Genomic DNA, 24200 nt, shown 5'->3' on the forward strand with positions numbered 1-24200 from the left:
CGCTGTCGTTCAGATCCGCTTGTCGAGCTCTGGCTGGAGCGCTCTCCAGGCATGGACGCCGTCGAGAAGCTCGCCGTTGACGAGGAAACTGGGCGTGCCCTGGATGCCGTGGTCGCGCATGTCGCGCATGCTGGTTTCGGCAAGCGCGGTGGCCTTCGTCTCATCGGTCAGGCAGCGGTCGAGCTGGGTGCGTTCGTAACCGCGGGTTTCCATGATCTCGTAGAAACCCAGATCGCTGGCGATCGCCTGGCGGCGCGCGGCGTTGGAGCCGAACTGCCAGCGCGAACGCTGCGCCTGCGTGGTCGCGCGCGCTGCCGCCAGCCATTCGTCCTGCTTGAGGATGACCGCGGCATGGTTGGCCATGAAGCGGTTGGCCTCGCCGCAATGTGTGAGCAGCGCCGCGGTCAGGTCCACCGGATCGCGCAGCAGATGCCGGATTTCGAAGCTGACCTTGCCGGTGGGAATATAGGCGAGCTTGATCGCTCCTTCGCCCTCGCGCGCGAAATCCGCGCAATGGCTGCAGGTGTAGCTCATGTATTCGACCAGCTTGGTTTCCGCGTCGGGATTGCCGAGCCGGTGGCCATTGTCGTTGCGGGCGATGGCGACCAGCCAGTTCTGCTTCTTGGTCGCGCCCTGCTTCTGCGTGGCCGCGATGCCACCGGTGGCGACCAGCGCGAGCGCGGCCAGCGCAGCGGCGATTTTCGGCACAGACGTCATTTTCTTTCCTCGTCATGGGTCCCGAGACTGCGCGCCAGCGATTCGAGCACCGTACGCAATTCCGGATCGCCGATATCGCGCAAACTGTCGCCGAGTTCCATAGGGATGGGCTTCAACGAAGGCGGCGCCTTGGGCTTCGCGTCCGAGCTATTCGCGGGCGGCTTAACCGGGCCTTGCCGCAGCTTGATGCGGGCCACCGCGTTGTAGCCGAAGAAGCGGTTCACCCGCTCGATGATCTCCGGGATCACGTGCTGGATCAGCGTCGCATGGCCGGGCGCGGCAACGAGGTTGAGGATGCCTTCCGCCTTCTCGCCCGGGGGAAAGCGGATCGATTCCGGCAGGCACACCCGCGCATGGACCTCGCCGACGATCTCGGGCCAGCGGCTGACCACGGAGGACTGGACGAAGCCGAAGCGGCGGAAGGCGGTGCGGCCGATCTGCGGCATCAGCGAGCCGACCGGCTTGGCCGGTCCGCCGCGCGGCCGCTCGTAGGGTTTGGGCGCGGATGGCTTGCGCGCAGAGTGTGTACGCGAGGAGGTCGTGCGAGCCGGCGGCTTGCCGCGACTGGTTGTGCTGTCCCGTTCCATTGCGAGGGGCCTCATGCCATAGGCGGCGCGTGGCCGCCACCGTCTCCGACAGATTGCTCGAATGGTACCATGGGCATGCGCGCGACCTGCCGTGGCGGGCGCGACCCGGCGCGCCGCCTCCGGACCCTTATCGCGTGTGGCTGTCGGAAGTGATGCTGCAGCAGACGACGGTGGCGGCCGTGAAGCCCTATTTCGCCGCCTTCACACAAAAGTGGCCCGATGTGCAGGCGCTGGCCGCCGCTCCGGAGGAGGAGGTCATGACCGCCTGGGCGGGATTGGGCTATTATTCGCGGGCGCGCAATCTGGTGAAGGCGGCGCGGGAAGTCGGAGCCCGCGGAGGCTTTCCCGACACAGAGGCCGGACTGCGCGAACTTCCGGGTCTGGGCGCCTACACCGCCGCCGCGATCGCCGCGATCGCCTTCGGCCGGCGCGCGGTGGTGGTCGACGCCAATGTCGAGCGGGTGGTCGCGCGGCTTTTCGCCATCGCCGAGCCCCTGCCCGCCGCGCGCAAGGAAATCCGCAGCCGCACCGACGAGATCACGCCCGAGAGCCGCGCGGGCGATTTCGCGCAGGCGATGATGGATCTGGGCGCGACCATCTGCACACCCCGCGATCCGCGCTGCCTGCTGTGCCCGCTCGCCGAGGATTGCGATGGCCGTAGGACCGGCGATCCCGCCCGCTTTCCGGTCAAGCCGCCGAAGAAGACCAGGCCGCTGCGGCGCGGAACTGCCTACTGGATCGAGCGCGAGGGTGCGGTTTGGCTGGTGACGCGCGCGGGCCGCGGATTGCTCGGCGGGATGCGGGCCTTGCCCGACGACGGCTGGAGCGCCCGCGCCGACGGCGACGGCGCGCCGCCCTTCGAGACACGATGGGAAGACCTCGGCACGGTGCGCCACGGTTTCACCCACGCCGAACTGGAACTGACCGTGCGGCGCGCCGAAAGCAACGCGCAGCCCGCGGGGGAAGGGGAATGGTGGCCGCTCGACCGGCTCGAGGATGCGGGCCTGCCGACCCTGTTCGCCAAGGCGGCGCGGCTGGCGCTGGCCTAGAAGATACCGCCGCCCAGGCTCAGGCGGACGATCACGATCACCAGCACCACGAGGTTGAAATTGCGGCCGCTCCGGCTCGAGGAAAGCTGGCCCAGCACGATGCCGAGAACGATCAGCGGCAGGGCGAACCAATTGCCCCAGCCCAGAAACGGAATCTGCGAGGGAATGACGATGACCAGCGAGAGGATGCCGACGAGGATCGAGACGAGGTTGAGCATGTGTCCTAGATAGATAACACAGCACGGGGGCGCAAGTCCGGCCCGGCGATTTTCTCCCGTTGCATTTCGCAATCGATTGTTCACACTAGCCCGCGCAAGGCGGCGATCCCTGCCGGTCCTCACGGAGTTTCCATGGCCTATCGCGAATTCGACGATGTCAGTCTTTCCCGCCGCACGCTGCTGCGCGGCGGGGCCCTGTTCGGTGCCGGTGCCGCGCTCTCCGCGATGCCGTTCGGCGGCCGGCTGCTGGCGCAGGCGAGCGGAGTGCGCGAGCAGTTTCCCGCCGTCGCGGCGCTGGTGGACAGCTATGTCGACAGCCGCAAGGTCGCCAACGTGGTCGCGGTGATGGGCTGGGGGCAGGCCGATCCCGGGGTCATCGCCAAGGGCAATCTCGCCATCGGCCAGGACCGGCCCGCCGGGCTCGACAGCCTCTACCGCATCTATTCGATGAGCAAGCCGATCACCGGAATGGCGACGATGATGCTGGTCGACGAGGGCAAGCTCGGCCTCGACCAGCCGCTTGGCGAAGTCCTGCCCGCCTATGCGAACATGCAGGTGCAGAAGACCTACGACGGATCGATCACCGACGTCGTTCCGGCAGAGCGGCCGATCACCATCCGCCACCTGCTGACCCACACCGCGGGCATCGGCTACAACATCGTGCAGAAGGGCCCGATCAAGGACGCCTATAACCAGCGCGGCATCATCGGCGGCCAGGTCAGCAAGCTGCCGATCGCCGAGGCGCTGCTGGGTGATTACGACGCGGCTCCCAGCCTCGAAGCCTTCGCCGACCGGCTGGCGGAACTGCCGCTGGTCTATCAGCCCGGAACGCACTGGAGCTATTCCAACTCGATCGACCTGCTCGGCCGGGTGATCGAGGTCGCATCGGGCCAGAGTTTCGAGAGCTTTCTGAACGAGCGGCTGTTCGCGCCCACCGGCATGGACAGCACCTGGTTCCGCGTCCCTGCCAGCGAGGCCGCGCGCTTGACCACCAACTATGGCGTGATGAACGGCACGCTGATCCCGCTCGACCCGGCGCGCATGTCGATCTTCCTCGACGAACCGCCGTTTCCGGCGGGCGGCGGCGGGCTCGTCTCCAGCCCGCGCGATTACGACCGCTTCCTGCGGATGCTGCTCGGCTACGGCGCGATCGACGGCAAGCGGGTGATGAGCGAGCGGGCGGTGCGGCTTGGCACCTCCAACCTGTTGCCCGAAGGGGTCAGCACCGCCGGCACCTTCGCGGCGGGCGCGGGCTTCGGCGCGGGCGGCCGCGTGGTGGACGGCAGCTATGGCTGGGCCGGCGCGGCCGGAACGGTCGGGCTGGTGAGCTACAAGGCCGGGCTGCGGGCCGCGCTGTTCACCCAGTACATGCCTTCCGAAGCCTATGCGATCCAGCGCGAGTTCCCGGACGCTGTGCTCAAGGACGTGGCGGCCGCGGCACTGCGGCGGGCCGGTTGATCGCGCCGGACGCGACCATGCTGGCATTCACCGGTTCGCGGCTCGACCGGGCGGACAATCTCCGCGCCGATCCCGACGCGATCGCCGGAATGATGAACTGGCGGGCGAGGCTGCTCGCTCTCGATGGGTTGATGCCCGGCCTGGGCGACGACGGCGCGCTCGCCTGGTCGAGCCTCGCCGAGGCGCCCGAGGGGTGCGAACTCGTCTTTCTCGGCACGGATGAGGGCAAGCCGTGCTTCGCGGCGGTTCCGGACCGGGGCGATGTCGCCCCGCGCATGGCCAATCCGGCGCTGTGGCAGGCGATGGCCTCGCTCCGCCCCGACGATCTGGCGATCTACGGGGGCGCGCGCAGCCTGGTCGACTGGCATGCCCGCCATCGCTTCTGCGCGCAATGCGGCGGCAAGACCGTGCTCGCCAAGGGCGGCTGGCAGCGCGATTGCACCAATTGCGGCGCGCAGCATTTCCCGCGCACCGATCCGGTCACGATCATGCTGGTCGAATACGAAGACCGCCTGCTGCTCGGACGCGGCCTCGGCTGGGGGGAGGGGCGCTTCTCCGCGCTCGCGGGTTTCGTCGAGCCGGGCGAGAGCCTGGAAGAAGGCGTCGCCCGCGAGGTCTTCGAGGAAGCGGGCGTCGTCGTCCGCGATGTCCGCTACGTCGCCAGCCAGCCCTGGCCCTTTCCCAGCCAGCTGATGATCGGCTGCCATGCCACGGCCGAAGCCGACGCGATCGCGCTCGACGAGACCGAGCTTGCCGAGGCGCGCTGGTTCACCCGGGACGAGGTGCGCGCGGCACTGGCCGGCGATGGACCTTTTGTGGCACCGCCGGCGCAGGCGATCGCCCATCACCTCATGACATGGTGGATCGAGGAATGACCGAACCGCAAAAGCTCACCATCGACATCTGGTCCGACGTAATGTGCCCCTGGTGCCTGGTCGGCTGGGGCAATCTGTCGCAGGCGCTGGAGCGCCTCGAGGGCGAGATCGCGGCCGAAATCCGCTGGCACGCCTTCGAGCTCAACCCCGACATGCCGGCCGAAGGCGAGGAGCGGACGGCGCATATCGCGCGCAAATACGGCCGCACCCTCGATCAGTCGCGCGAGGTGCAGGACAGGATGCGGCAGGCGGCGCAGGCCGCCCGCGTATCCCTCGACTACGAGGGACCGGATCCCTCTCCGCCGGCGATGATGTGGAACACCTTCACGGCGCACCGGCTGCTGACCTGGGCGGGCGAGGAATACGGGCCCCAACGCCAGACCGCGCTCAAGCTCGCGCTGTTTTCCGCGCATTTCAACCAGCGTCGCCCGATCGGCGAGCGCGATACCTTGCTGGACATCGCTAAGGAAACCGGGTTCGACCGCTCGGCCGCCGCCGCCGCGCTCGACCGCGAGGACGTCTCCCGCAAGACCCGTGCCGAGGAGCAGGCGGCGTGGGACCTCAACGTCTCCGGCGTCCCGGCCATGGTGGTCGCGGGCAAGTTTATGATCCCCGGCGCACAGAGTCCCGACGTCTATGTCGATGCCCTGCGCCGGGTTGCGGAAAAGACCGCCGCCTGAAGCCGCGTCCGCTATCCCGCCAAGGATCGGGCGGGCTTCCCCTAGGCGCTTCCATATGCGAGACGGTGCGGGATTTCCGTTTGTCCTGGGGGGAGAATCCTGTGAAAAAATTGCCTTTTGCTCGTCACATGGCGACGTCTGCCGTCCTGGCGCTCGCCGTTGCCATGCCGCTGCCCGCGCTGGCGCAGGATGCCGCCACCGAGGAGGACGCGGGCGACGAGCGTCCGGAAGACGTGCTCGCGCTGGCCGATTATCTCGATATGGAAAGCGTCTCCAACCCGCAGCTGTCGCCGGACGGGCGGCGTATCCTCTTCACCCGCAGCCGCATCGACGCGATGAACGATCGCAACGTCTCGACCCTGTGGCTCATCGACGCGGACGGCTCGCGCCCCCGCCAGCTCATGCAGGGCAGCGGCGGCAAATGGTCTCCCAGCGGCGACCGCATCGCCTTCATGCGCGAGGATGCGAACGGGAACATGCAGTTGTTCGTGCGGATGAGCGATGCGGAGGGGCTGGAATCGCAGGTCACTTATCTGCCCATCGCGCCGCGGTCCTTCGAATGGTCTCCCGACGGGTCGCAGATCGCCTTCGTTGCCCGGGTCCCGATGAAGCCGGAAGACAGGATCACTCTGCCGGGCAAGCCCGAGGGCGCGAAATGGACCGAGGATTCGCCGATCATCGACACCGTCCATTACCGCCAGGACCGCGTCGGCCTGACCAACACCGGCTACGACCACCTGTTCGTCGCCCCGTCGATCGGCGGGACCGCACGCCAGCTCACCGAGGGCGAGTGGAATGTCGGACAGCGCGGCATCGGTGCAATCGCGGGGTCGCCGGCGATTTCCTGGTCGCCCGACAGCCGGACGATCCTCGTCGATGGTCCGGGCGAGGCTGCCGATCCGAAGAAGTTCTGGATCAGCCAGATTCTTGCGGTCGATGTGACGGAAGGTAGCGTTCGCCGGCTTACCAGCGGCGAGGGCAGTTTCGGCAACCCCGTGTTTTCGCCCGATGGCTCGCGGATCGCCTTCACCGGCTACCCGCTGCACGACAAGCCCGAACCCTATGCCGACATTTATGTGATGCCTGCCGCGGGCGGCGCGCCGGATCGGCTCACGCAAGATCTCAGCGACGCCCCGTCCAGCGTCCACTGGGCGCCCGACGGGCGCAGTCTGGTCTTTGCCCTCAACGACGAAGGCTACCGGAACATCATGCGCGTCGGTCTCGATGGCCGGGTCCGGCCCGTGACCGAGGGGATGCACACGGTCAATCTCGCCAGCCTGTCCGATTCGGGAGCGATGGCTGTGACCACCAGCACTCCGCAAAGCCCCGACGTGGTCGCCTTGCTCGGCACCGACGGACGTATGCGCACACTGTTCGATCCGAACCGCGACGTTTTGGGCGACAAGACGCTCGGGGAAGTCGAGATGTTCTGGACCGATTCGACCGCCGCGACCGGAGAAACCGCACGGGTTCAGGGCTGGATCGTCAAGCCGCCCCATTTCGACCCGAGCAAGCGCTATCCGCTGCTGCTGTCGATCCACGGCGGCCCCTATGCGATGTACGAGGGCGACTTCAACTTCACCTTCCAGGACTATGCCGCAGCCGGCTACGTGGTGGTCTACATGAATCCTCGCGGTTCGACCGGCTACGGCGAGGATTTCACCAATTCTATCCAATATCGCTATCCGGGCGACCTCGACTACGCGGATTTGATGGCAGGCGTCGATCATGCGATCGCGCAGGGTTATGTCGACGAACGCCGGCAGTTCATCACCGGCTGTTCGGGGGGCGGCGTGCTCACGACCTGGACCATCGCCCAGACCGATCGTTTCGCTGCCGCCGCGGCGCTGTGCCCGGTGACCAACTGGATCGGCATGTCGGGCACGACCGACGTGGTCGGCTGGACCTACACGTTCTTCCCGCGCCCCTATTGGGAAGACCCGCAGCCCTGGCTGGCGAATTCGCCGCTGATGCAGGTCGGCAAGGTCGACACGCCGACCTTGCTCATCACCGGCCAGGAAGATCTGCGCACACCGCTTGCCGAGGCCGAACAGTATTTCGCCGCGCTCAAGATGCGCGGCGTCCCGACCCGGCTGGTGCCGATGCGCGGCGAATACCACGGCACCGGCAGCATTCCGTCGAACTATCTGCGCACCCAGCTCCTGCTGCGCCAATGGTTCGAGAAATACGACCCGACCCTGGCCGAGTGAGACGCCCCCCGAGAGGTCAGGACTCGCGCTTTTCCTGGATGGCCGCACGGGTCTTGGGGCCCTTCTTCGCGTCCTGCTGTGGGTTGTCGGAGCCGACTTCCGGCTCGCGATTGTCGGGATCGGTGGCGCGGTTGAGTTCGCCGCGCTTGCCGACCCGGCGATTGACCTCGCCGCCGGACGAACTCTGCTGCGAAGGCGTCGCGTTCTCGGTCATCGCGTCGATCAGATCGTTGTCGGGATGGCGGGATTGGCGTTCGGGCATGTGATTTTCTCCTTTGCCTATCAATGGGCAAGGGACGGGCGATGTTCCGATGGGACTTGCAATCAGGCGGCCCTGGCGCTGTCGAGGAATTCGCGGGCGTGGGTTTCCAACCCTTCCGCCTCGGTGCGCAGGCCGCGGGCGGCGGCGAGCAGCTGATCGGCGGAATCGCCGTTGCGCTGGGCCATGTCGCGGACCTCTGCGATGTTGCTCCTCACATCCTCCGCGCCACGGGCCGCCATGTCGAGATTGGTCGCCAGTTCGCGGGCCGAAATCGACTGTTCCTCGACCGCCTGCGCGATCGCCGTCGCCACGGTATCGACCTGCCGCACCCGCTCGCCGATCCGCGCCAGGGCCGCGACGCTGGTCCTGGTCGAACCCTGCATCCCGGCGATCCGTTCGCCGACCTCCACGGTCGCAGTGGCTGTCCGACGGGCCAGTTCCTTGACCTCCGCCGCGACGACAGCAAATCCACGCCCGGCCTCGCCCCCGCGCGCGGCCTCGATCGAGGCGTTGAGCGCCAGCAGGTTGGTTCGCTCGGCGATCGATTCGATCAGTTCCACCACGGTGCCGGTTTCTCTTGCCGCATCCGCCAGCTCGGCAAGGATCGCGGTCGCCTCGCTGCTTGCATCCTCGGCCTCGCGCGCGGCGTCGGCTGAGCTTGCCGCCTGCCGCCCGATCTCGCCGATCGACATGGCGAATTGATCGGTCGCGCTCGCCGCGGCGGTCATGTTCTCGCTCACTCGATCCATCGCCGTCGAAACCTCGTCGGAGAACTCGGCGGCGCGTCCCGATGCCTGCGCCATCCCGGTCACCGTCTCCTCGAGCTGCGAGGAAGCGGATGCGACATAGGATACGACCGATCCCATCCCGCTTTCGAAGCGGCCGGCGGTGTCGCGCAGCAGGGTCTCCCGGTCGCGCCGGGCGGTTTCGCGAAGGGCATCCATTTCCTCCCCCGCCTTGCGGAAGACGGTCAGCGCCCGCGCCATCTCGCCGATTTCGTCGGCGCGGTTGGTTTCGGGAATTGTCACGCTGCGATCGCCTTCGGCGAGGCGGGTCGTGACCGCGGCGATCGCCGAGATCGAGCGGGAAACCGTGCAACGCAGATTGCGCGCGCCGAGACCGGCGAGGGCGATGCAGGCGAGGATGGTTCCGAAGGCGAGGAAGGCGGTGGTGGTCTTGACCTTGTCGAGTGTGGCGCGGGTGGCGATCGCCCGTCCCTCGAGATCGCGCTCGATCGCCCGCGCATCCTTCGCCAGAAGGTCGCCGCTCAGATGGATGGCCTGCGACAGCGCCATCGCCTGCGGTCCGGTTCCCGCCGCGCGGACCGAGTTTTCGAGCGCAACGAGCTCGTTCTCGAAGCCATCGACCTGTGCGGTGAGCCAGTCGATCCGCTCGCGCGACTGCTCGTCATGACCCGTATTCCCACTCGCTTCCGCCAGTTCCTGCTTGGCATAGACGAGTGACGCCTTGGCCGCTTCGATCTGCTCCGGATCGCCCGAGACCGCAAAGCGCGACGCGTGATAGCGGCTCTGCGCGATCTCTGCGGTGAGGGTCGAAGCGGCGAGCGCTCGATCGTAGACGACCGTGACCCGTTCCGACGTGCGCTCGAGATTGTAGAGCGCACCAGCGAGAATGATGCCCAGCACGATCAGGAGAGCGGTGAACAGCGAAGCGAGAAAGCGCACCCTTCCGGCAATGGTCGTGTCGGAGCGCCGGGCAAACCGCGACAGCATGCGGGGTTGTTTCCGGGCGGGATCACCGGACGGATTGAGTCGGGCGCGGTCGAGGGGAGGGGAAAAGGACTCGCTTTGCGGTTCGGCGGACATGCAACGGGCCTCGAAGGGAAGGTTCGCCGCCCATCTAGGTGCGGATGGTTAAGCCCGGGTCAACGCCGCTCGAAAAAGCTTGTGAAATCAAAGTGTAACATTGACGACATGATACGGTCGCGCAGCAGTTGCATGGGATGAAAAACAGGCGCTTGCGCCCGTCATATCAGTCCGAGCCGTTCGAGCTTGCCTGCCAGGCGGCCGGGAATGACGTCGCCGATATCCTCTCCCTCGGCCAGATCGCGAGGCGGCTCGCCCTTCAGATAGCGCCAGCCCTGATGGGCACGTTTCGATTTCGGGAAGACCCTTATCAGCCGCGGTTCGAGGTCGATCGACCAGCGCCCGTCCTTCGTCTGGCTGAAGCCGACGATGGGGCTGCGCGCGACGATGTTGTGCTGGTGGATCCAGAACAGCGATCCACCGATGCATTGCTCCCATTTCGTCGGGCGATACCGGGTGGTGAGGTTGGGGCTGCGCCGCTGCGCGTACCAGCTTTCGATGTCGCCATAGCTTTGCGCGCCGAAAGCGATCTTGGTCAGGTTGAGCGGCATGGGCCCCGAGATAGGGGGCGCGGGGCCGAAATTCGAGGGCGCAGAAACCGCTTTCCTACACGACCGCCGGTCGGGCAGGCGCGGGGCATGGCCATCGGTTTCGAAGAGTCCGGGTGGGGAAAACCCCACAATCGTGCGGCTTCGCGGGCGCTGGCCGGGGGCCTGCCGCTTTTTGTCCTGGACCGTGTAACACCTGTAACATGTCCTACATCGTGTAGGTCACACCACGCCGACCGCCACCGCCAGGCCGAGGAAGGCGAAAAAGCCCATCGAATCGGTGATCATGGTGACGAACACGCTGGAGGCGACAGCCGGGTCCTGATCGAGACGATCGAAGATCACGGGCACCAGCACGCCTGCGAGTCCCGCGATCAGGACGTTGACCACCATCGCCGCGGCGATCACCGCGCCCAGCAACGGGGTGAAGATCACCGCCGTCGCCGCGCCGATCAGCACTGCGATGGTCGCGCCGTTGAGCATCGCCACCCGCATCTCGCGCCACAATATGCGCCGCGTGTTCGAGCGGGTGAGCTGGTTCATCGCGATTGCGCGGACGGTCACCGCCATGGTCTGCGTGCCCGCGTTGCCGCCGATACTGGCGACGATCGGCATGAGGACGGCGAGCGCCACCAACTGTTCGATCGCCGCGCCGAACAGCGCGATGATGAAGCTGGCGACCAGCGCGGTGCCGAGGTTCGCGACCAGCCAGCGCACGCGGGCGGAATAGGCGTCGCGGATCGGCTCGTTGATGTCGCCTTCGCCGGCGCCCGACATCAGCAGCGCGTCCTCGCTCGCTTCCTCGGCGATGATGTGGACCACGTCGTCGACCGTCATCTGCCCGACCAGCCTGCCGCTCTCGTCGATCACCGCGGCGCTGACGAGCGCGTATTTCTGGAACATGTTGCCGACCTCTTCCTGGTCGAGCATTGCCGGAATCAGCGTCTGATCGCGCTTCATCACATCGGCGAGGGCGACGCGGCGCGGGGCCCGCAGGATCCAGCTCAGCGCGCAGGTGCCGAGCGGATGGTGCTTCTCGTCGACCACGAAGACCTCGAGGAAGTCGTTGGGCAGATCGCGCCCGTCGCGCAGGTAGTCGATGAGGTCGCCGACGGTCAGGTGCTCGGGCACCGCCACGAAATCGCGGCTCATCAACCGGCCCGCGGTCTCCTCGGGATAGGAGAGCGCGCTCTCGATCGCGATCCGGTCCTCGTCGTCGAGCTCGGCCAGGATCGCGCGCTGGTCTTCGGCATCGAGGTCCTCGATCAGCTGGACGGCATCGTCGGTCTCGAGCTGTTCGGCGATCTGTGCGACGCTGGCGGCGGGCAGCGACTCCATCATGTCGTCGCGCACGAAATCGTTGAGTTCGGCGACGACATCGCTGGTCATCAGGTCGGTGATGGCCGCGGCAAGCTGGCGGCGGTCGTCGCGATCGAGCAGTTCGAGGAGGTCGGCAACATCGGCGGGGTGGAGCGGTTCGACCAGTTCGTATGCCGCCTTGGCGTCACCCGCCTCGAGCGCATCCTCCACCCGGCGCACGAATTCGGGTTTGAGCGTGTTGTCCTCGTCGTGGCGCTCGTCGTCGATCCGGTCGTCGGGACGCCCCCCGTCTTCGGCGGTGTCCTCGGCGGCCCCGTCCGTCATATCGTCGTCGAGGAGCGCGTCGTCGGCCATGGCGTCGCTCTAGGCGGGGAAGGCCAAAACGCAAGCTGCGCCGTGCCTGCGAGGTCGACAGACCGGCATCAGTCCCTATATCGGCGCCGCAAACTCAGGAGATTCACGATATGGCAGACGACACGCTCACCCTCACGCTCGACACCGGCAATGGCGAAGGGGGCGATGTCGTCATCAAGCTGCGCCCCGATCTCGCGCCCGGCCACGTCGAGCGGATCACCGAACTGGCGAAGGACGGTTTCTACGACGGCGTGGTGTTCCATCGCGTGATCCCCGGCTTCATGGCGCAGGGCGGCGATCCGACCGGCACCGGCATGTCCGGCAGCGACAAGCCCGACCTCAAGGCCGAGTTCAACAGCGAACCGCACACCCGCGGCACCTGCTCGATGGCCCGTACCCAGGTGCCCGACAGCGCCAACAGCCAGTTCTTCATCTGCTTCGACGATGCGCACTTCCTCGACGGGCAATACACCGTGTGGGGCCAGGTGGAGAGCGGCATGGAGCATGTCGACGCGCTGCCCAAGGGCGAGCCGCCCAAGGAGCCCGGCAAGATCGTCAAGGCGAGCGTGGGCTGACAGCCATTTCGTCGGCCACCTGTCCGCTCCGAGGCGAACCAACAAAGGCTATATCGGGATCGGTGCGGCTGGCGCGCCGTTCCCCCGCCATGCCTCAACATTCCGTCGATACTCTCGAAAAGCCCCAGGCACGCGAATTCGTGGAGCGGATTCGCGATCCTGCCTTTCCCTGCGTCGGCGCGAAGTCGGCGCTGGCCAACGATCGCCTGCGGGTCCGGCTCGCGCGCGATCTGACCAGTGCCTGGAACGATCTGGAGATCCACGATGCCCTGCTCGACTGGGCGGAAGAGGATTTCGCGCCCGACGACCTGCGCAGCCTCGCGGTGGTGTTCGAAGGGCCGCTCGATCTCGACGAGGAGCGGTTCGAAGCGGCGATGTGGGAACGGCTGCAATCGCTTGCCGACAAGGATGCCTGGCGCGGGCAGCGTTACGATCCCGAGGTCGGGTCCGACCCGGCGCGGCCCGATTTCTCGCTGAGCTTCGGGGGCGAGGCGTTCTTCGTCGTCGGCCTCCATCCGAATGCTTCGCGCCCGGCGCGGCGCTTTCCCTCGCCGGTGCTGGTATTCAATCTGCATGCCCAGTTCGAGCGTCTGCGCGAGGAGGGCCGCTACGAGCGGATGCGCGAGCGCATTCTCGAGCGCGATCTCCAGCTTGCCGGTTCGATCAATCCCATGCTCTCCCGCTACGGCGAGAGCAGCGAGGCGCGCCAGTACAGCGGACGCGTGGTGGACGACGACTGGCAGTGCCCGTTCCGCGATCCCCGCGCATGAGCGAGATGCAACGGATCGAACCGCGCAGCGGCGTGGCCTTCGAGCTTCGAGCGGGCCAGGTTCTTCGGGTATTCGATCCCGATGGCAGTCAGGTGTCGGACCTGCTCGCCTACGCGCGGGACGATGTGCGCGAGGTGATCTCGAACGGTCGCACCTTCGACTACGAGGAGACGATCAAGCTGACCGCCGGCAACACGCTGTGGTCCAACCGCTCTCGTCCGATGCTGGAGATCGTCGAGGATACGGTCGGCACCCACGATTTCCTGCTGACACCTTGCAGCACGGCGACCTTCGAACACTTCTATCCGGACAAGCCGGTCCACCGCGGGTGCTTCGGAAATCTTGCCGAGGCACTCGCCCCTTGGGACATCGGCGAGGACGATATTCCTTGCGCGTTCAACCTCTTCATGAACGTACCTGTCGACGGATCGAGCGGCCGGCTCACGGTCGACCCGCCGCTCAGCAGGGCCGGCGATCATATCGCCTTGGAAGCGAAGATGGACTGCGTGATCGGTCTCACCGCCTGCTCCGCCTATGCCTCCAACGGCGGCAGCTTCAAGCCCATCGACTACCGGATCGACTGAGGCTCGGCAGCGGCCGCGCGTTGCCTTGGCGGAGAGGCGGCGCTATGGTGCGCCCTTGCCCATGAAAGCGAGTGATCAACCCAGGACCTACAGGGTCAAGAGCTTCGGCTGCCAGATGAACGTCTACGATGGCGAGCGCATGGCCGAACTGCTCGATGCGCGGGGAATCGCGCCGGCTGCGGAGGGGGAAGAGGCGGACCTCGTCGTCCTCAACACTTGCCACATCCGCGAGAAGGCGGCGGAAAAGGTCTATTCGGACATCGGCCGCATCACCAAGGCGGGCCGTGCCGCCGGGAAGAGACCGCTGATCGCGGTCGCCGGCTGCGTCGCGCAGGCTGAGGGCGAGGAGATCATGGCGCGCAGTCCGGCGGTCTCGATGGTGGTCGGGCCCCAGGCGTATCACCGCCTACCGGACATGCTCGACCGGGCTGTGGCCGGCGAGCGCGCTACCGACACCGACATGCCGGCCATCGCCAAGTTCGCCGCGTTGCCCGACCGCCGGCGGGTTGCGCCGACGGCCTTCCTCACCGTGCAGGAGGGGTGCGACAAATTCTGCACCTATTGCGTGGTACCCTATACGCGGGGCGCGGAAATATCCCGGCCGTTCAATGATCTGGTGGACGAAGCGAAGAGGCTGGTGGAGGCGGGAGCGAAGGAGGTCACGCTGCTGGGGCAGAACGTCTCGGCCTGGTCGGGCGAGGATTCCAGGGGACGCGTGCAGGGTCTCGACGGCCTGATCAGGGAACTGGCGCGGATTCCGGAAGTGCAGCGCATCCGCTACACCACGAGCCATCCGGCGGACATGGACGAGGGGCTTGTCGCGGCGCATGGCGAAGTGGAAAAGCTGATGCCGTTTCTCCACCTGCCGGTGCAATCAGGCAGCGACCGGGTTCTGAGGGCGATGAACCGCTCGCACACCGCCGACAGCTATTTGCGGTTGCTCGAACGTTTTCGCGAAGCGCGCCCCGATATCGCGTTGTCGGGCGATTTCATCGTCGGATTTCCCGGCGAGACCGAGGCCGAGTTCGAGGAGACCCTCGCGCTGGTCGACTCGGTCGGGTACGCGCAGGCCTTCAGCTTCAAATACTCGCCGCGCCCCGGCACGCCCGCCGCGACGATGGAGGGTCAGGTCGCGCCGGAGGTTATGGACGAGCGCCTGCAGCGCCTACAGGCCGCGCTCAACCGCGACCAGCTCGCATTCAACCGCGCTTCAGTCGGCAGGACCTGTCAGGTTCTTGTGGAGCGCAGGGGAAAGCATCCTGGGCAATGGCTGGGCAAGTCGCCGTGGCTACAATCGGTATGGTTCTCGGAAAAGGGCGGTTCCCATTGCGCGATCGGTGACATGGTAACGGTTCGGCTTCTCGAAGGAGGCCCGAACTCGATGCGCGGGCAGGTTATCGGGGGGAAGTAGGATGTTGGACGCGCGCTTGGTCTCGATGAAATTGGTGCTCTTTGGCGCGCTCACTATGCTGACGACACCGGACGCGGTCTTGGCCCAGCAAGGTGGCGGAGCGGAAGAAAGCGAACCGGCGGACGAAATCGTCGTCCAAGGCCGGGTACCGGATCGCGAGGCGGGGCGCGACTTGGCAGCGGAGATTACCCGCCGCGTCGAATATGGTACTCCGCTCGCACGCTTCCATCTTCCGGTCTGCCCCAAAGTGTCTGGTATCCACCCGACGTTGGGCGATGCGCTATCCGCTCGGATACGAGAGAACGCATCGGAGATGGGGCTGGCGGTCGGCGGAGCGGATTGCAAAAGCAACATCGTCGTCGCCTTCGTCGTCGATGCGGGCCGCGAAGTTTACTCTTTGATCAACGATGCTCGCTGGGCTTTCGGAACCCTCGAACCTTCGGAAAGGGAGCGTATCGCGGGTGAAACCGGCTTCACCCGGGCATGGCACGTCTCGGTCCTGGGTGACGAGAACGGCGCTGCGATCCGAGATGCCAAAGGTCCGGTCGTCAACAACGTGAGCATTGCCACTCGGCTTGCGGCGCCGGTAACCCGGCTGGTCACGGCCTCGGTGGTGTTGATGGAACTCGCCGCAATCGATGGCAAGACGGTCGAGCAAATTGCCGATTTCGCCACCATGCGGGCTCTGGCTCCGGTGACGGAGATCAATGAAGCGACCGGCGAACCCGAGAGCATTCTCGCGCTGTTTTCCGATCCTGCTCCGGCAGAAGGCCTGACGATTTTCGATCGTTCCTACCTCTCGGCATACTATTCGCTTCGTCTGCGCAATCGCCCCGCCTCGTCGACCTTGAACGCCGTGGGGCGCGAGTATGCGGAAGCGGTCATAGATGGCGGCACCGAGACCGAATAATTCCCGACGAGGCGACTGCGAAGAAGGTGCGACCGCCTCGGAATCGCGTGACGTCTCGATGACTATCCACCGCCGTATCGCGGTGACTTTCTTGCTTCCCGCGCGTTGCACCTTAGGTTCGATGATGAACCCGAAAGGAGCGTATGGCGCGTAAACCTGCTCGCAATGCACCCGAGGCGCTGTCGCGCCCCCCGGTCCCCAATCGCGAGGTGCGCCGCGCGCGCACCGAGATGAGCTTCGACAACCAGAGCCTGCTGATCCCGCTGTTCGGCCAGTTCGACGCCAATCTGGTGCAGGTCGAGAACCGGCTCGGCGTTTTCATCTCCGCGCGCGGCGACCGGGTGCAGATCGAAGGGCCTGAGGACGGGGTCGCCCGCGCTCGCGACGTCATTACCAAGATGTACGACCGGCTGGCGCTGGGGCAGGACCTCGATGCGGGAGCGATCGAATCGCTGATCGCCATGTCCGACGAGCCGACTCTCGACGGGATCATGGATGCGGAACCTGCCGGGGGACGGGGCGGGCCGCCGATCATGATCCGCACCCGGCGCAAGACCATCGTTCCGCGCAGCGCAATGCAGGCGACCTACATGCGCAGCCTGGTGCGCGACGACATCATCTTCGCCCTGGGCCCGGCGGGCACCGGCAAGACCTATCTCGCCGTGGCGCAGGCCGTGGCGCAGCTCATCACCGGCAGCGTCCAGCGCCTGATCCTCAGCCGCCCGGCGGTGGAAGCTGGGGAAAAGCTGGGGTTCCTGCCCGGCGACATGAAGGACAAGGTCGATCCCTATCTGCGCCCGCTCTACGACGCTCTCTACGACTGCATGCCGCCCGAGCAGGTCGAGCGGCGGTTGGCGAGCGGGGAGATCGAGATCGCCCCGATCGCCTTCATGCGCGGCCGCACGCTGGCAGATGCCTTCGTCATCCTCGACGAGGCGCAGAACACCACCCGCGAGCAGATGAAGATGTTCCTCACCCGCTTCGGGCAGAACAGCCGCATGGTGGTGTGCGGCGATCCGCGCCAGGTCGACATCCCGGGCGGGGACCGGATGAGCGGCCTGGCCGACGCGGTCGAAAAGCTCGAGGGAGTCGAGGGCTTTGGCACGATTCGCTTCACCGCCGCCGACGTGGTCCGTCACCCGATCGTGGGGCGGATCGTCGAGGCCTACGAAGGGCCCGACGCCTAGGTGGACCTCGACATCGAAATCGACGGCTGGCCCAAGGGCACCGATTGGGCCGATCTGGCCGAGCGCGCGCACGGCGCAGCGGAACGGGTGGAATCCGCGCTCGCCAATCCGCGGCTGACCGCCAGCGTCCTGTTCACCGTCGACGACGAAGTCCGCACCCTCAACCGCGAATGGCGGACCAAGGACCGACCGACCAATGTCCTGTCCTTCCCGATGCTCACCCGCAAGCAGCTGCTCGCCCTCGAACCCGAGGGCGGGCCCGAGATGCTCGGCGACATCGCGCTCGCCTGGGAAACCTGCGAACGCGAGGCGCAGGAGAAAGGCGTTACGCTGGAGGATCACGCAGCGCACCTCCTCGTCCACGGCATGCTCCATCTTGCAGGCCATGATCACGTCGCGGGCGAGGCCGAAGCGGAAGCGATGGAGCGCCTCGAAATCGCCGCGCTTGCCAAACTGGGTATCCCCGACCCATATGGCGATCGCGACAGTCAGGAGTAATCGCAAGGGCCATGCCCGACAGTTCATCACCTGCCGGAGAGGCGGAAAGTAGCAGCGGGCTGTGGCCCGCCATCCGCAAATTGTTCGATCCCGAGGGCGGCGAGCGGTCTCTGCGCGAGCAGCTCGAGGAGACGCTAGACGAGCACGAGAGCGAAGACGGGGAGCTGTCCGCGATCGAGAGCGGCAAGGGCGACTTGTCGCCCGTCGAGCGCCAGATGGTCCGCAACCTGCTCCATTTCAGCGAACACGATGCCGACGATGTCGCGGTGCCGCGCGGTGAGATCGTCGCGCTGGCCGCCGATGCCTCGTGGGAAGAGGTCGTTGCCGCCTTCGCCGAACACGGCCATTCGCGCATGCCGGTCTATCGCGATCAGCTCGACGACGTGATCGGCATGGTGCACATCAAGGACGTCTTCCCGTTCCTCGCATCGGGCAAGCCGCCCCCGGCCGACTGGACGGTGCTGATGCGCCAGCCGCTCTACGTGCCTCAGACCCGCAACGCGCTCGACGTGCTCGCCGACATGCGCGCCCAGCGGATGCATCTGGCGATCGTGCTCGACGAGTTCTCCGGCACCGACGGGCTGATCACGATCGAGGATCTGGTCGAGGAGATCGTCGGCGACATCGAGGACGAGCACGACGATGCGCCCACCGAACTGATCCGCTCGATCGGCGAGGGCATGTGGGATTGCGACGCCCGGGCCGAGCTCGACGATGTCGCCGAGACGGTCGACCCGCGGCTCGCCGAGGTCGAGGAATCGGTCGATACTCTCGGTGGCCTGGCGTTCGTGCTTGCGGAACAGGTGCCGCAGGTGGGCGCGATCCTCGACCATCCCAGCGGTTGGCGGATCGAGGTGACGGGCGGCGACGAGACCCATGTCACCCGGCTGCGGCTGCACGCTCCGGAACGCGGCACCGCGGAAGACTGAGAGCCCCTCGACAGGCGGTCCGCGGCCCGCCATGACACATGCCCATGGTCACTCGCCGTCTTCCGCCCCTGCGCGCGCTCGAAGCTTTCGCCCGCACCGTCCGGCTTGGGTCGGCGCGCGCCGCCGCCGACGAGCTCGGGCTCAGTCCCTCGGCGCTCAGCCGGAGGATCGGCAATCTCGAAACCTTCGTGGGCCGCAAGCTCTTCACCCGCGCTCGCCAGTCGATGCAGCTCACCGACGAAGGGCAGGCCTTTTACGAGGCCGTGAACCCGCATCTCGAGGCGCTGGCGCGGGCGGTGGAGAGCCAGTCGGACAATCTCTCGCTGCTGCGCCTGCATCTCGGCGTGCTGCCGCTGTTCGGCAGCCAGCGCCTGTTCCCGCGGCTGGCCGAACTTCGGCGGAGTCAGCCGCTCCTCCACATCGATATCGATACGGGCCCGCATATCGAGGGGCGGGTGGGCGACACGCTCGACGCCGGCATCATCCTCTCGCGCGGGCCGGCCAGCGGGCTGCACGCGGTGCGGCTCGATTACAACAAGGTCCATGCCATCGCCAGCAAGGACCTGGCGCAGACCCTGGGCGATAAACCCGATGCGGAGCTGTTGGCGAAGCAGACCTTCCTGATCCACAACGAATTGCCCGAGAGTTTCCGCGCCTGGAAGGCCGAATTGGGGCTGCACGATCTCGAACCTGCGGCGATCGACCAGTATGATTCGGGCCAGTTGATGCTCGAGGCCGCGGCGCAGGGGCTGGGCATCGCAATCATGCATGACGACCATCTCAAGCGCGCCCGAGACGGGCGGCTCACCGACCTTTACGGCGCCGAGGTCGAAAGCCCCTACAGCTACTGGTTCGTCTGCAAGCCAACCGCTCTAGAGGAACGGCCGGTGCGCATCTTCCATGACTGGTTGGTGAGGGCCGAGCTCTAGCCCGTCGTGCTCCCAGCCGGGGGACGGTAGCGAATGGCCTCGACCGTATGCGCGAAATCGCGCAGCGGCTTACCCAGGTTTGCCACCAATGCTTGCTCGATCTCCTCGCGGGCCTTGGACGCGATGGCCTTGCGTCCGCGATATTCCTCCGGGCTGAAGGGTTCGAGAAAGGCGATCCGCAACCGGAAGCTGCCCTTGCGCGCCATGACCCGCATCGCGTTGTGCAGCCCGCTTTCATCGCCGATCCAGCTGATGTCCTCGGCAACAGGTCCGTAATTGAACATCACCGGCTGGACGAGCACGCCCGGAGGGGGTGGCTCCAGCACCGAGAGCATGGAGGATTTGAACGGCAACAGCGACTGTCCGTCGGTGACCGTGCCCTCGGGAAACACCGTGACCGACCAATTGTCCTGCAAGGCCTCCCGCAACGCGTTGATCTGTTCGGCCACGCCCATGCGGTGTTCCCGCTTGACGAAAACGGTGCGGTTGAGGCTGCACAGCCAGCCGATGACCGGCACCTGGCTCAGCTCCCACTTGGCGACGAAGGCCGTGCCGCTGGCACCCGCCAGCGCGAGGATGTCGATCCACGAGAGATGATTGGCGATGAAGAACACGTCCCGCCGCAGCGGCGTGCCGACCCGCTCGACCCGCGCCCCGACGACCCGGGCGGTGTAGCGCAGGAAATACATCGGAAAGGGCGAGCCGTAGGCGAAGAGGCGGTAGATGTAGTGTAGCGGCACGAAGACGATCAGCAGCGCAAGTATGCCCAGCGCTCGCGACACGAAACGTATCCATCCGGGGATCGTGAGCGGAACGGTTTCGCCCCGCATCGCCGCCATGCGCCTGCGGCCGTATTTCTCCGCCCGGCGGAGCGCGCGGTCGCTAGGACTTGTTTTCGCGGTCGAGCCGGACGCCATAGAGTTCCATCCGGTGGTCGACGAGACGATATCCGAGCTTCTCGGCGATCTGCTTCTGCAGCGCCTCGAGCTCGGGATCGACGAATTCGACCACCTTGCCGCTCTCGACATCGATCAAATGGTCGTGATGGGCTTCGGGGGCAGCTTCGTAGCGCGCGCGCCCGTCGCCGAAATCGTGGCGGTCGAGGATGCCCGCCTCCTCGAACAGGCGCACGGTGCGATAGACCGTAGCGATCGAGATGCCCGGATCGATCTGGTTGGCGCGTTCGTGGAGCATCTCGACGTCGGGATGGTCGTCGCTTTCGGAAAGCACGCGCGCGATCACCCGCCGCTGTTCGGTGATGCGCAGACCCTTGTCGGCGCAAAGCTGTTCGAGATCGATTTTCTGCTGCAAGTCCGGCTCCGAAACGAGAACGCCCCGCGAGCCTTAGGCAAGCGGGGCGTCGTTCTCAAGCGCGGGGGAAGAGCTCAGGCCTTTTTCTTGCGGGGACGCTTTTCGCCGGGCTTGCGGCCGAGGCCGATCTTCTTGGCGAGCTCACGCCGCTTCTCCGCGTAATTGGGCGCGACCATCGGATAGTCGGAAGGCAGGTTCCAGCGCTCGCGATATTCTTCCGGGCTCATGTCGTAATTGGTACGAAGGTAGCGCTTGAGCATCTTCAGCTTCTTGCCATCCTCGAGACAAACGATGTAGTCCGGCTTGACCGAAGAGCGAATGGATACCGCCGGTTCGGGGGCGGCCTCTTCCTCGACGTTTTCCGCACCCAGACCGGCGAGTGCCGAATAGATGCTGGAGATAAGTGTCGGGACTTCGTCGACATTCACATTGTTGTTGCTGACATGAGCAGCCACGATCTCCGAAGTCAAAGTGATCAGTGTTTCTTTCATGTCGGCGCTGAAATCATCCATTACGGTTACTCCTTTTGGCCCGCCTAGAAGGAGGATCGGTATTTGTCGAATCGATATTCGCAAGGATTGGCGAGTATTTCTCGCAAGGGACGAAGCCCGTTATTCGATCAACGATTTGGCGAATGTGACGGCGTCGAACGTGGCCCCGTCGACGGCAGTGTAATAGTCCCGCCGCCGCCCGATGGGCTCGTATCCCTCGGACCGGTACAGGGTCTCTGCGGGGTTTCCGGCCCGCATCTCGAGAAATACTTTCTCGGCTCCCAAAACCTTCGCGGACCGGTTGAATTGGCGCAGCAGCCTGCGGCCAAGCCCTCGATTGCGGAACTCCGGTGATACGGCGATCAGAAGCAGTTCCTCTTCGCCGGGTGCGCGTCTCGCTAGCACGAAGCCTGCCACTCTCGAAGGCGTCCGCGTACCGTCGCCGCCCTCGCAGTCGATCATCAGTGCGCGCGTGTTCGACAGCGAGAGGGAACTGGCCACTTGCGCCCGGGTCCAGGCCTCGCGCCAATAGGGATCGAACGACGCTTCCATGACGCGCATCAGCCGGTCGAGGCTATCGTGGGCCATCATGCCGGCAGTCTCGCGTCGGGCGGACGACCGTAGATCGGTCGCAGATCGCTCGTGATCAGTGTTTTGGGCAGAAGGTTTGCGAATTGCGCATCGGGCAGGATGTCGATCGCCGTTCCGAAGCCCCGCTGTTCGACCAGCGCCGCGGCGCGGCTTCCCGCGACGAGCCGGTAATCGTGCTCTCCGGCGGCAATTTCCGGCAACAGCGAGCGATGCGGTCCCTCCGGAAGGCCCGCAGCATCGAAAGGCTGGAGAAAATATTCGCCGTGCCCGCCCGCCATCGCGACGAGAACCGGTTCGTTTTCGACCTCCCGCTGCGCCATCGCCGCGACGAGGGCGAGGGTGGGGTAGCCCACGACCCGCGCGCTCCAGGCGATCCCCAGTGCCCGGCCCGAGGCTATGCCGATCCGGGTTCCCGTGAAGCTGCCCGGTCCGAGCGAGACGAGGATTTCGTCGGCGCGTCCCCGCTCGGGTAGCTCGGCGATCATGGGAATCAGTCGTTCGGCATGACCGCGGCCGAGCGTTTCGTGCCGTGCATCGACGGCCGCGCCGTTCTCGAAAAGGGCGACGGAACAGGCTTCGGTGGCGCATTCGATGGCAAGCAGGCGCATCGCGAGGCGATGCCCCAGCCCGATCTCTCGTTCAAGCCGCCCGATTCGCGAAAATCAGGCGATCCGGTTGAATTTGTCGAATTCGGGGCGCGGGCTGCGGTCGAAGATACTCGCCTTATCGCCATAGCCTATCGCACAGATGAAATTGACCTTGTGCTTCGGATTGTCGCCGAAGAATTCCTTCTCCACCGCGTCCGCGTCGAACCCGGACATCGGCCCCGTGTCGAGCCCCAGGGCCCGCGCGGCAATGATCAGATAAGCTCCTTGGAGAGAGGAGTTGCGGAACGCCCCTTCCTTGCGGCCCTGCTCGTCGCCATCGAACCAGCTCTTGGCGTCGGTGTGCGGGAAGAGCCAGGGCAGTTCCTCGTGGAAGTCGATATCGTAACCGACGAGGGCGACGACCGGCGCGGCTTTCACCTTGTCCTTGTTGCCGTCGGACACGCGATCCACCAGCCGGGCCTTGGCCTCGTCGGATTTGACCCAGACTATCCGCGCCGGCTGCATGTTTGCCGATGTCGGACCCATCTTCATCAGTTCGTAGATCGCGTGGAGCTGATCGTCGGTCACCTCCTTGTCGAGCCAGCCATTGTAACTGCGGGCCTCGCGGAAGATCTGGTCGAGGGAATCGGCGGAAAGGACCTGGTCGTGGAATTGCTTTGGCATGGGTATCCTCGTCGACGGGGATGATTTTCAGGCGGCGCGGACTTCGACGACCTCGGGCACGTAATGCTTCAGCAGCCCCTCGATCCCGTGCTTGAGCGTGGCGGTCGAGGACGGGCAGCCCGAGCAGGCGCCCTGCATCTGGAGATGGACGATCCCGTCACGATAGCCGCGGTAACGGATGTCGCCGCCGTCGCCCGCCACCGCCGGCCGCACCCGGGTCTCGAGCAGTTCGTTGATCTGCGCGACGATGTCGGCATCCTCGGACCGTTCCTCGACCAGCAGCGCCGCTTCCTCTTCCGCCGGCACGGAAATGCCCACCGCGGTTCCGGGAGCGAACAGCGGCGCCTGCGAGACGAAGTGATCGAGGAGGATCGCCAGCACCTGCGGTTTCAAGGCCGACCAGTCGACGCCCGGTGCGGCGGTCACGGAAACGAAGTCGCCGCCGAAGAAGACGTTGGTGACCTCGCCGGTGTCGAATATCGCTTGCGCCAGCGGGCTCGCCTCGGCGGCCTCGGGGCTGGCGAATTCGCGTGTCCCGCCGTCCATGACGGTCTGGCCGGGCAGGAACTTGAGGCTCGCGGGGTTCGGAGTGGTTTCGGTCTCGATGAACATGCAGGCGATGTAGGCAGGCGGGCCCCG

28 protein-coding genes are annotated in these 24200 nt (G+C 66.0%); 14 read left to right on the forward strand and 14 right to left on the reverse strand.

The window, feature by feature from the left end; translation table 11 throughout:
* Positions 1 to 9: 9 nt before the first annotated feature.
* Both ACGHN1_RS05960 and ACGHN1_RS05965 read right to left on the reverse strand, forming a co-directional pair.
* Positions 10 to 717, reverse strand: a complete 708-nt coding sequence (locus ACGHN1_RS05960) for a thioredoxin domain-containing protein (protein ID WP_390549249.1) — start codon at positions 715 to 717, stop codon at positions 10 to 12.
* Positions 714 to 1304 (reverse strand): DUF721 domain-containing protein, encoded by a 591-nt coding sequence (locus tag ACGHN1_RS05965; RefSeq protein WP_390549251.1) that lies wholly within the window; start codon positions 1302 to 1304, stop codon positions 714 to 716. The genes ACGHN1_RS05960 and ACGHN1_RS05965 overlap by 4 nt, the downstream gene beginning before the upstream one ends.
* Positions 1305 to 1333: 29 nt before the next feature.
* Between ACGHN1_RS05965 and ACGHN1_RS05970 the strand changes: the two genes are divergently transcribed.
* On the forward strand, positions 1334 to 2353 hold the full coding sequence (locus ACGHN1_RS05970; protein ID WP_390549253.1) for an A/G-specific adenine glycosylase: 1020 nt from the start codon (positions 1334 to 1336) through the stop codon (positions 2351 to 2353).
* On the opposite strand, the gene ACGHN1_RS05975 is transcribed toward ACGHN1_RS05970, so the two are convergent.
* On the reverse strand, positions 2350 to 2571 hold the full coding sequence (locus ACGHN1_RS05975; RefSeq protein ID WP_390549255.1) for a hypothetical protein: 222 nt from the start codon (positions 2569 to 2571) through the stop codon (positions 2350 to 2352). The genes ACGHN1_RS05970 and ACGHN1_RS05975 overlap by 4 nt on opposite strands.
* 132 nt (positions 2572 to 2703) lie before the next feature.
* Here ACGHN1_RS05975 and ACGHN1_RS05980 point away from each other — a divergent pair, with 132 nt between their 5' ends.
* The 4 genes from ACGHN1_RS05980 to ACGHN1_RS05995 all read left to right on the forward strand — a co-directional run bounded on the left by ACGHN1_RS05980 (position 2704) and on the right by ACGHN1_RS05995 (position 7794).
* Positions 2704 to 4029: a serine hydrolase domain-containing protein gene (locus tag ACGHN1_RS05980; RefSeq protein ID WP_390549257.1), complete on the forward strand. Its 1326-nt coding sequence runs from the start codon at positions 2704 to 2706 to the stop codon at positions 4027 to 4029.
* A gap of 17 nt (positions 4030 to 4046) precedes the next feature.
* Entirely contained in the window at positions 4047 to 4904 is an 858-nt protein-coding gene (gene nudC / locus ACGHN1_RS05985; protein WP_390549259.1) for an NAD(+) diphosphatase, read from the forward strand.
* Positions 4901 to 5584, forward strand: a complete 684-nt coding sequence (locus ACGHN1_RS05990; RefSeq protein ID WP_390549261.1) for a DsbA family oxidoreductase — start codon at positions 4901 to 4903, stop codon at positions 5582 to 5584. Before nudC ends, ACGHN1_RS05990 begins: the two co-directional genes overlap by 4 nt.
* A gap of 128 nt (positions 5585 to 5712) precedes the next feature.
* On the forward strand, positions 5713 to 7794 hold the full coding sequence (locus ACGHN1_RS05995; RefSeq protein ID WP_390549263.1) for a S9 family peptidase: 2082 nt from the start codon (positions 5713 to 5715) through the stop codon (positions 7792 to 7794).
* A gap of 16 nt (positions 7795 to 7810) precedes the next feature.
* Here the strand turns inward: ACGHN1_RS05995 and ACGHN1_RS06000 are convergent, their stop codons facing one another.
* The 4 genes from ACGHN1_RS06000 to mgtE form a co-directional block, all read right to left on the reverse strand.
* On the reverse strand, positions 7811 to 8056 hold the full coding sequence (locus tag ACGHN1_RS06000; RefSeq protein ID WP_390549265.1) for a hypothetical protein: 246 nt from the start codon (positions 8054 to 8056) through the stop codon (positions 7811 to 7813).
* 62 nt (positions 8057 to 8118) lie between these two features.
* The gene (locus ACGHN1_RS06005) at positions 8119 to 9741 is read right to left on the reverse strand and encodes a methyl-accepting chemotaxis protein (RefSeq protein WP_390549267.1); all 1623 of its coding nucleotides are present in this window, start codon (positions 9739 to 9741) and stop codon (positions 8119 to 8121) included.
* A 302-nt stretch (positions 9742 to 10043) separates the two neighbouring features.
* Positions 10044 to 10433: a DUF1489 family protein gene (locus tag ACGHN1_RS06010; protein WP_390549269.1), complete on the reverse strand. Its 390-nt coding sequence runs from the start codon at positions 10431 to 10433 to the stop codon at positions 10044 to 10046.
* A 219-nt stretch (positions 10434 to 10652) separates the two neighbouring features.
* Entirely contained in the window at positions 10653 to 12104 is a 1452-nt protein-coding gene (gene mgtE / locus ACGHN1_RS06015; protein ID WP_390549271.1) for a magnesium transporter, read from the reverse strand.
* A 110-nt stretch (positions 12105 to 12214) separates the two neighbouring features.
* Here mgtE and ACGHN1_RS06020 point away from each other — a divergent pair, with 110 nt between their 5' ends.
* The 9 genes from ACGHN1_RS06020 (at position 12215) to ACGHN1_RS06060 (ending at position 19897) form a co-directional block, all read left to right on the forward strand.
* The gene (locus ACGHN1_RS06020) at positions 12215 to 12679 is read left to right on the forward strand and encodes a peptidylprolyl isomerase (RefSeq protein ID WP_390549273.1); all 465 of its coding nucleotides are present in this window, start codon (positions 12215 to 12217) and stop codon (positions 12677 to 12679) included.
* Positions 12680 to 12768: 89 nt separating this feature from the next.
* Positions 12769 to 13449 (forward strand): guanitoxin biosynthesis heme-dependent pre-guanitoxin N-hydroxylase GntA, encoded by a 681-nt coding sequence (gene gntA / locus ACGHN1_RS06025; RefSeq protein WP_390549275.1) that lies wholly within the window; start codon positions 12769 to 12771, stop codon positions 13447 to 13449.
* Complete coding sequence (locus tag ACGHN1_RS06030; protein ID WP_390549276.1) at positions 13446 to 14033, forward strand: DUF1989 domain-containing protein; 588 nt, start codon at positions 13446 to 13448, stop codon at positions 14031 to 14033. The genes gntA and ACGHN1_RS06030 overlap by 4 nt, the downstream gene beginning before the upstream one ends.
* Before the next feature lie 61 nt (positions 14034 to 14094).
* The gene (miaB, locus tag ACGHN1_RS06035; RefSeq protein ID WP_390549278.1) at positions 14095 to 15444 is read left to right on the forward strand and encodes a tRNA (N6-isopentenyl adenosine(37)-C2)-methylthiotransferase MiaB; all 1350 of its coding nucleotides are present in this window, start codon (positions 14095 to 14097) and stop codon (positions 15442 to 15444) included.
* 55 nt (positions 15445 to 15499) lie between these two features.
* A complete protein-coding gene (locus ACGHN1_RS06040; RefSeq protein ID WP_390549280.1) occupies positions 15500 to 16354 on the forward strand; it encodes a hypothetical protein in 855 nt (284 codons plus the stop codon).
* Between the two features lie 143 nt (positions 16355 to 16497).
* Complete coding sequence (locus ACGHN1_RS06045) at positions 16498 to 17541, forward strand: PhoH family protein (RefSeq protein ID WP_390549282.1); 1044 nt, start codon at positions 16498 to 16500, stop codon at positions 17539 to 17541.
* Complete coding sequence (gene ybeY, locus ACGHN1_RS06050; RefSeq protein ID WP_390549284.1) at positions 17542 to 18039, forward strand: rRNA maturation RNase YbeY; 498 nt, start codon at positions 17542 to 17544, stop codon at positions 18037 to 18039.
* An 11-nt stretch (positions 18040 to 18050) separates the two neighbouring features.
* Positions 18051 to 18968 (forward strand): hemolysin family protein, encoded by a 918-nt coding sequence (locus ACGHN1_RS06055; protein WP_390549286.1) that lies wholly within the window; start codon positions 18051 to 18053, stop codon positions 18966 to 18968.
* A 44-nt stretch (positions 18969 to 19012) separates the two neighbouring features.
* Positions 19013 to 19897: a LysR substrate-binding domain-containing protein gene (locus tag ACGHN1_RS06060; RefSeq protein WP_390549288.1), complete on the forward strand. Its 885-nt coding sequence runs from the start codon at positions 19013 to 19015 to the stop codon at positions 19895 to 19897.
* On the opposite strand, the gene ACGHN1_RS06065 is transcribed toward ACGHN1_RS06060, so the two are convergent.
* From ACGHN1_RS06065 to ACGHN1_RS06095, 7 genes are all read right to left on the reverse strand, one after another.
* Entirely contained in the window at positions 19894 to 20727 is an 834-nt protein-coding gene (locus ACGHN1_RS06065; RefSeq protein WP_390549290.1) for a lysophospholipid acyltransferase family protein, read from the reverse strand. The two genes, ACGHN1_RS06060 and ACGHN1_RS06065, sit on opposite strands and share 4 nt — an antisense overlap.
* Positions 20728 to 20779: 52 nt before the next feature.
* Complete coding sequence (locus ACGHN1_RS06070; protein WP_390549292.1) at positions 20780 to 21208, reverse strand: Fur family transcriptional regulator; 429 nt, start codon at positions 21206 to 21208, stop codon at positions 20780 to 20782.
* Positions 21209 to 21282: 74 nt separating this feature from the next.
* Positions 21283 to 21720 carry a MucR family transcriptional regulator gene (locus tag ACGHN1_RS06075; RefSeq protein ID WP_390549294.1) on the reverse strand — a complete coding sequence of 146 codons (438 nt, stop codon included), beginning with the start codon at positions 21718 to 21720 and terminating at the stop codon, positions 21283 to 21285.
* Positions 21721 to 21819: 99 nt separating this feature from the next.
* The gene (locus tag ACGHN1_RS06080) at positions 21820 to 22290 is read right to left on the reverse strand and encodes a GNAT family N-acetyltransferase (RefSeq protein ID WP_390549296.1); all 471 of its coding nucleotides are present in this window, start codon (positions 22288 to 22290) and stop codon (positions 21820 to 21822) included.
* Positions 22287 to 22898, reverse strand: a complete 612-nt coding sequence (tsaB, locus tag ACGHN1_RS06085) for a tRNA (adenosine(37)-N6)-threonylcarbamoyltransferase complex dimerization subunit type 1 TsaB (RefSeq protein WP_390549298.1) — start codon at positions 22896 to 22898, stop codon at positions 22287 to 22289. The genes ACGHN1_RS06080 and tsaB overlap by 4 nt, the downstream gene beginning before the upstream one ends.
* A 54-nt stretch (positions 22899 to 22952) precedes the next feature.
* Complete coding sequence (locus ACGHN1_RS06090) at positions 22953 to 23561, reverse strand: malonic semialdehyde reductase (RefSeq protein ID WP_390549300.1); 609 nt, start codon at positions 23559 to 23561, stop codon at positions 22953 to 22955.
* Positions 23562 to 23588: 27 nt separating this feature from the next.
* Positions 23589 to 24173 (reverse strand): NifU family protein, encoded by a 585-nt coding sequence (locus ACGHN1_RS06095; RefSeq protein ID WP_390549789.1) that lies wholly within the window; start codon positions 24171 to 24173, stop codon positions 23589 to 23591.
* Positions 24174 to 24200: the final 27 nt, after the last annotated feature.

The organism is Qipengyuania sp. MTN3-11 (assembly GCF_042851825.1).
Classification (GTDB): domain Bacteria; phylum Pseudomonadota; class Alphaproteobacteria; order Sphingomonadales; family Sphingomonadaceae; genus Qipengyuania.

Coding starts and splice junctions, on each gene's coding strand:
- ACGHN1_RS06000 (WP_390549265.1), bottom strand. CDS start 8,056: ATGCCCGAACGCCAATCCCGCCATCCCGACAACGATCTGATCGACGCG.
- ACGHN1_RS06060 (WP_390549288.1), top strand. CDS start 19,013: ATGGTCACTCGCCGTCTTCCGCCCCTGCGCGCGCTCGAAGCTTTCGCC.
- miaB (WP_390549278.1), top strand. CDS start 14,095: ATGAAAGCGAGTGATCAACCCAGGACCTACAGGGTCAAGAGCTTCGGC.
- ACGHN1_RS06010 (WP_390549269.1), bottom strand. CDS start 10,433: ATGCCGCTCAACCTGACCAAGATCGCTTTCGGCGCGCAAAGCTATGGC.
- ACGHN1_RS06065 (WP_390549290.1), bottom strand. CDS start 20,727: ATGCGGGGCGAAACCGTTCCGCTCACGATCCCCGGATGGATACGTTTC.
- gntA (WP_390549275.1), top strand. CDS start 12,769: ATGCCTCAACATTCCGTCGATACTCTCGAAAAGCCCCAGGCACGCGAA.
- nudC (WP_390549259.1), top strand. CDS start 4,047: ATGCTGGCATTCACCGGTTCGCGGCTCGACCGGGCGGACAATCTCCGC.
- ACGHN1_RS05995 (WP_390549263.1), top strand. CDS start 5,713: ATGGCGACGTCTGCCGTCCTGGCGCTCGCCGTTGCCATGCCGCTGCCC.
- ACGHN1_RS06020 (WP_390549273.1), top strand. CDS start 12,215: ATGGCAGACGACACGCTCACCCTCACGCTCGACACCGGCAATGGCGAA.
- ACGHN1_RS06075 (WP_390549294.1), bottom strand. CDS start 21,720: ATGGATGATTTCAGCGCCGACATGAAAGAAACACTGATCACTTTGACT.
- ACGHN1_RS06080 (WP_390549296.1), bottom strand. CDS start 22,290: ATGATGGCCCACGATAGCCTCGACCGGCTGATGCGCGTCATGGAAGCG.
- ACGHN1_RS06090 (WP_390549300.1), bottom strand. CDS start 23,561: ATGCCAAAGCAATTCCACGACCAGGTCCTTTCCGCCGATTCCCTCGAC.
- ACGHN1_RS06055 (WP_390549286.1), top strand. CDS start 18,051: ATGCCCGACAGTTCATCACCTGCCGGAGAGGCGGAAAGTAGCAGCGGG.
- ACGHN1_RS05990 (WP_390549261.1), top strand. CDS start 4,901: ATGACCGAACCGCAAAAGCTCACCATCGACATCTGGTCCGACGTAATG.
- ACGHN1_RS06030 (WP_390549276.1), top strand. CDS start 13,446: ATGAGCGAGATGCAACGGATCGAACCGCGCAGCGGCGTGGCCTTCGAG.
- ACGHN1_RS05980 (WP_390549257.1), top strand. CDS start 2,704: ATGGCCTATCGCGAATTCGACGATGTCAGTCTTTCCCGCCGCACGCTG.
- ACGHN1_RS06095 (WP_390549789.1), bottom strand. CDS start 24,173: ATGTTCATCGAGACCGAAACCACTCCGAACCCCGCGAGCCTCAAGTTC.
- ACGHN1_RS06045 (WP_390549282.1), top strand. CDS start 16,498: ATGGCGCGTAAACCTGCTCGCAATGCACCCGAGGCGCTGTCGCGCCCC.
- ACGHN1_RS05965 (WP_390549251.1), bottom strand. CDS start 1,304: ATGGAACGGGACAGCACAACCAGTCGCGGCAAGCCGCCGGCTCGCACG.
- ACGHN1_RS05975 (WP_390549255.1), bottom strand. CDS start 2,571: ATGCTCAACCTCGTCTCGATCCTCGTCGGCATCCTCTCGCTGGTCATC.
- ACGHN1_RS05960 (WP_390549249.1), bottom strand. CDS start 717: ATGACGTCTGTGCCGAAAATCGCCGCTGCGCTGGCCGCGCTCGCGCTG.
- ACGHN1_RS06040 (WP_390549280.1), top strand. CDS start 15,500: ATGCTGACGACACCGGACGCGGTCTTGGCCCAGCAAGGTGGCGGAGCG.
- tsaB (WP_390549298.1), bottom strand. CDS start 22,898: ATGCGCCTGCTTGCCATCGAATGCGCCACCGAAGCCTGTTCCGTCGCC.
- mgtE (WP_390549271.1), bottom strand. CDS start 12,104: ATGGCCGACGACGCGCTCCTCGACGACGATATGACGGACGGGGCCGCC.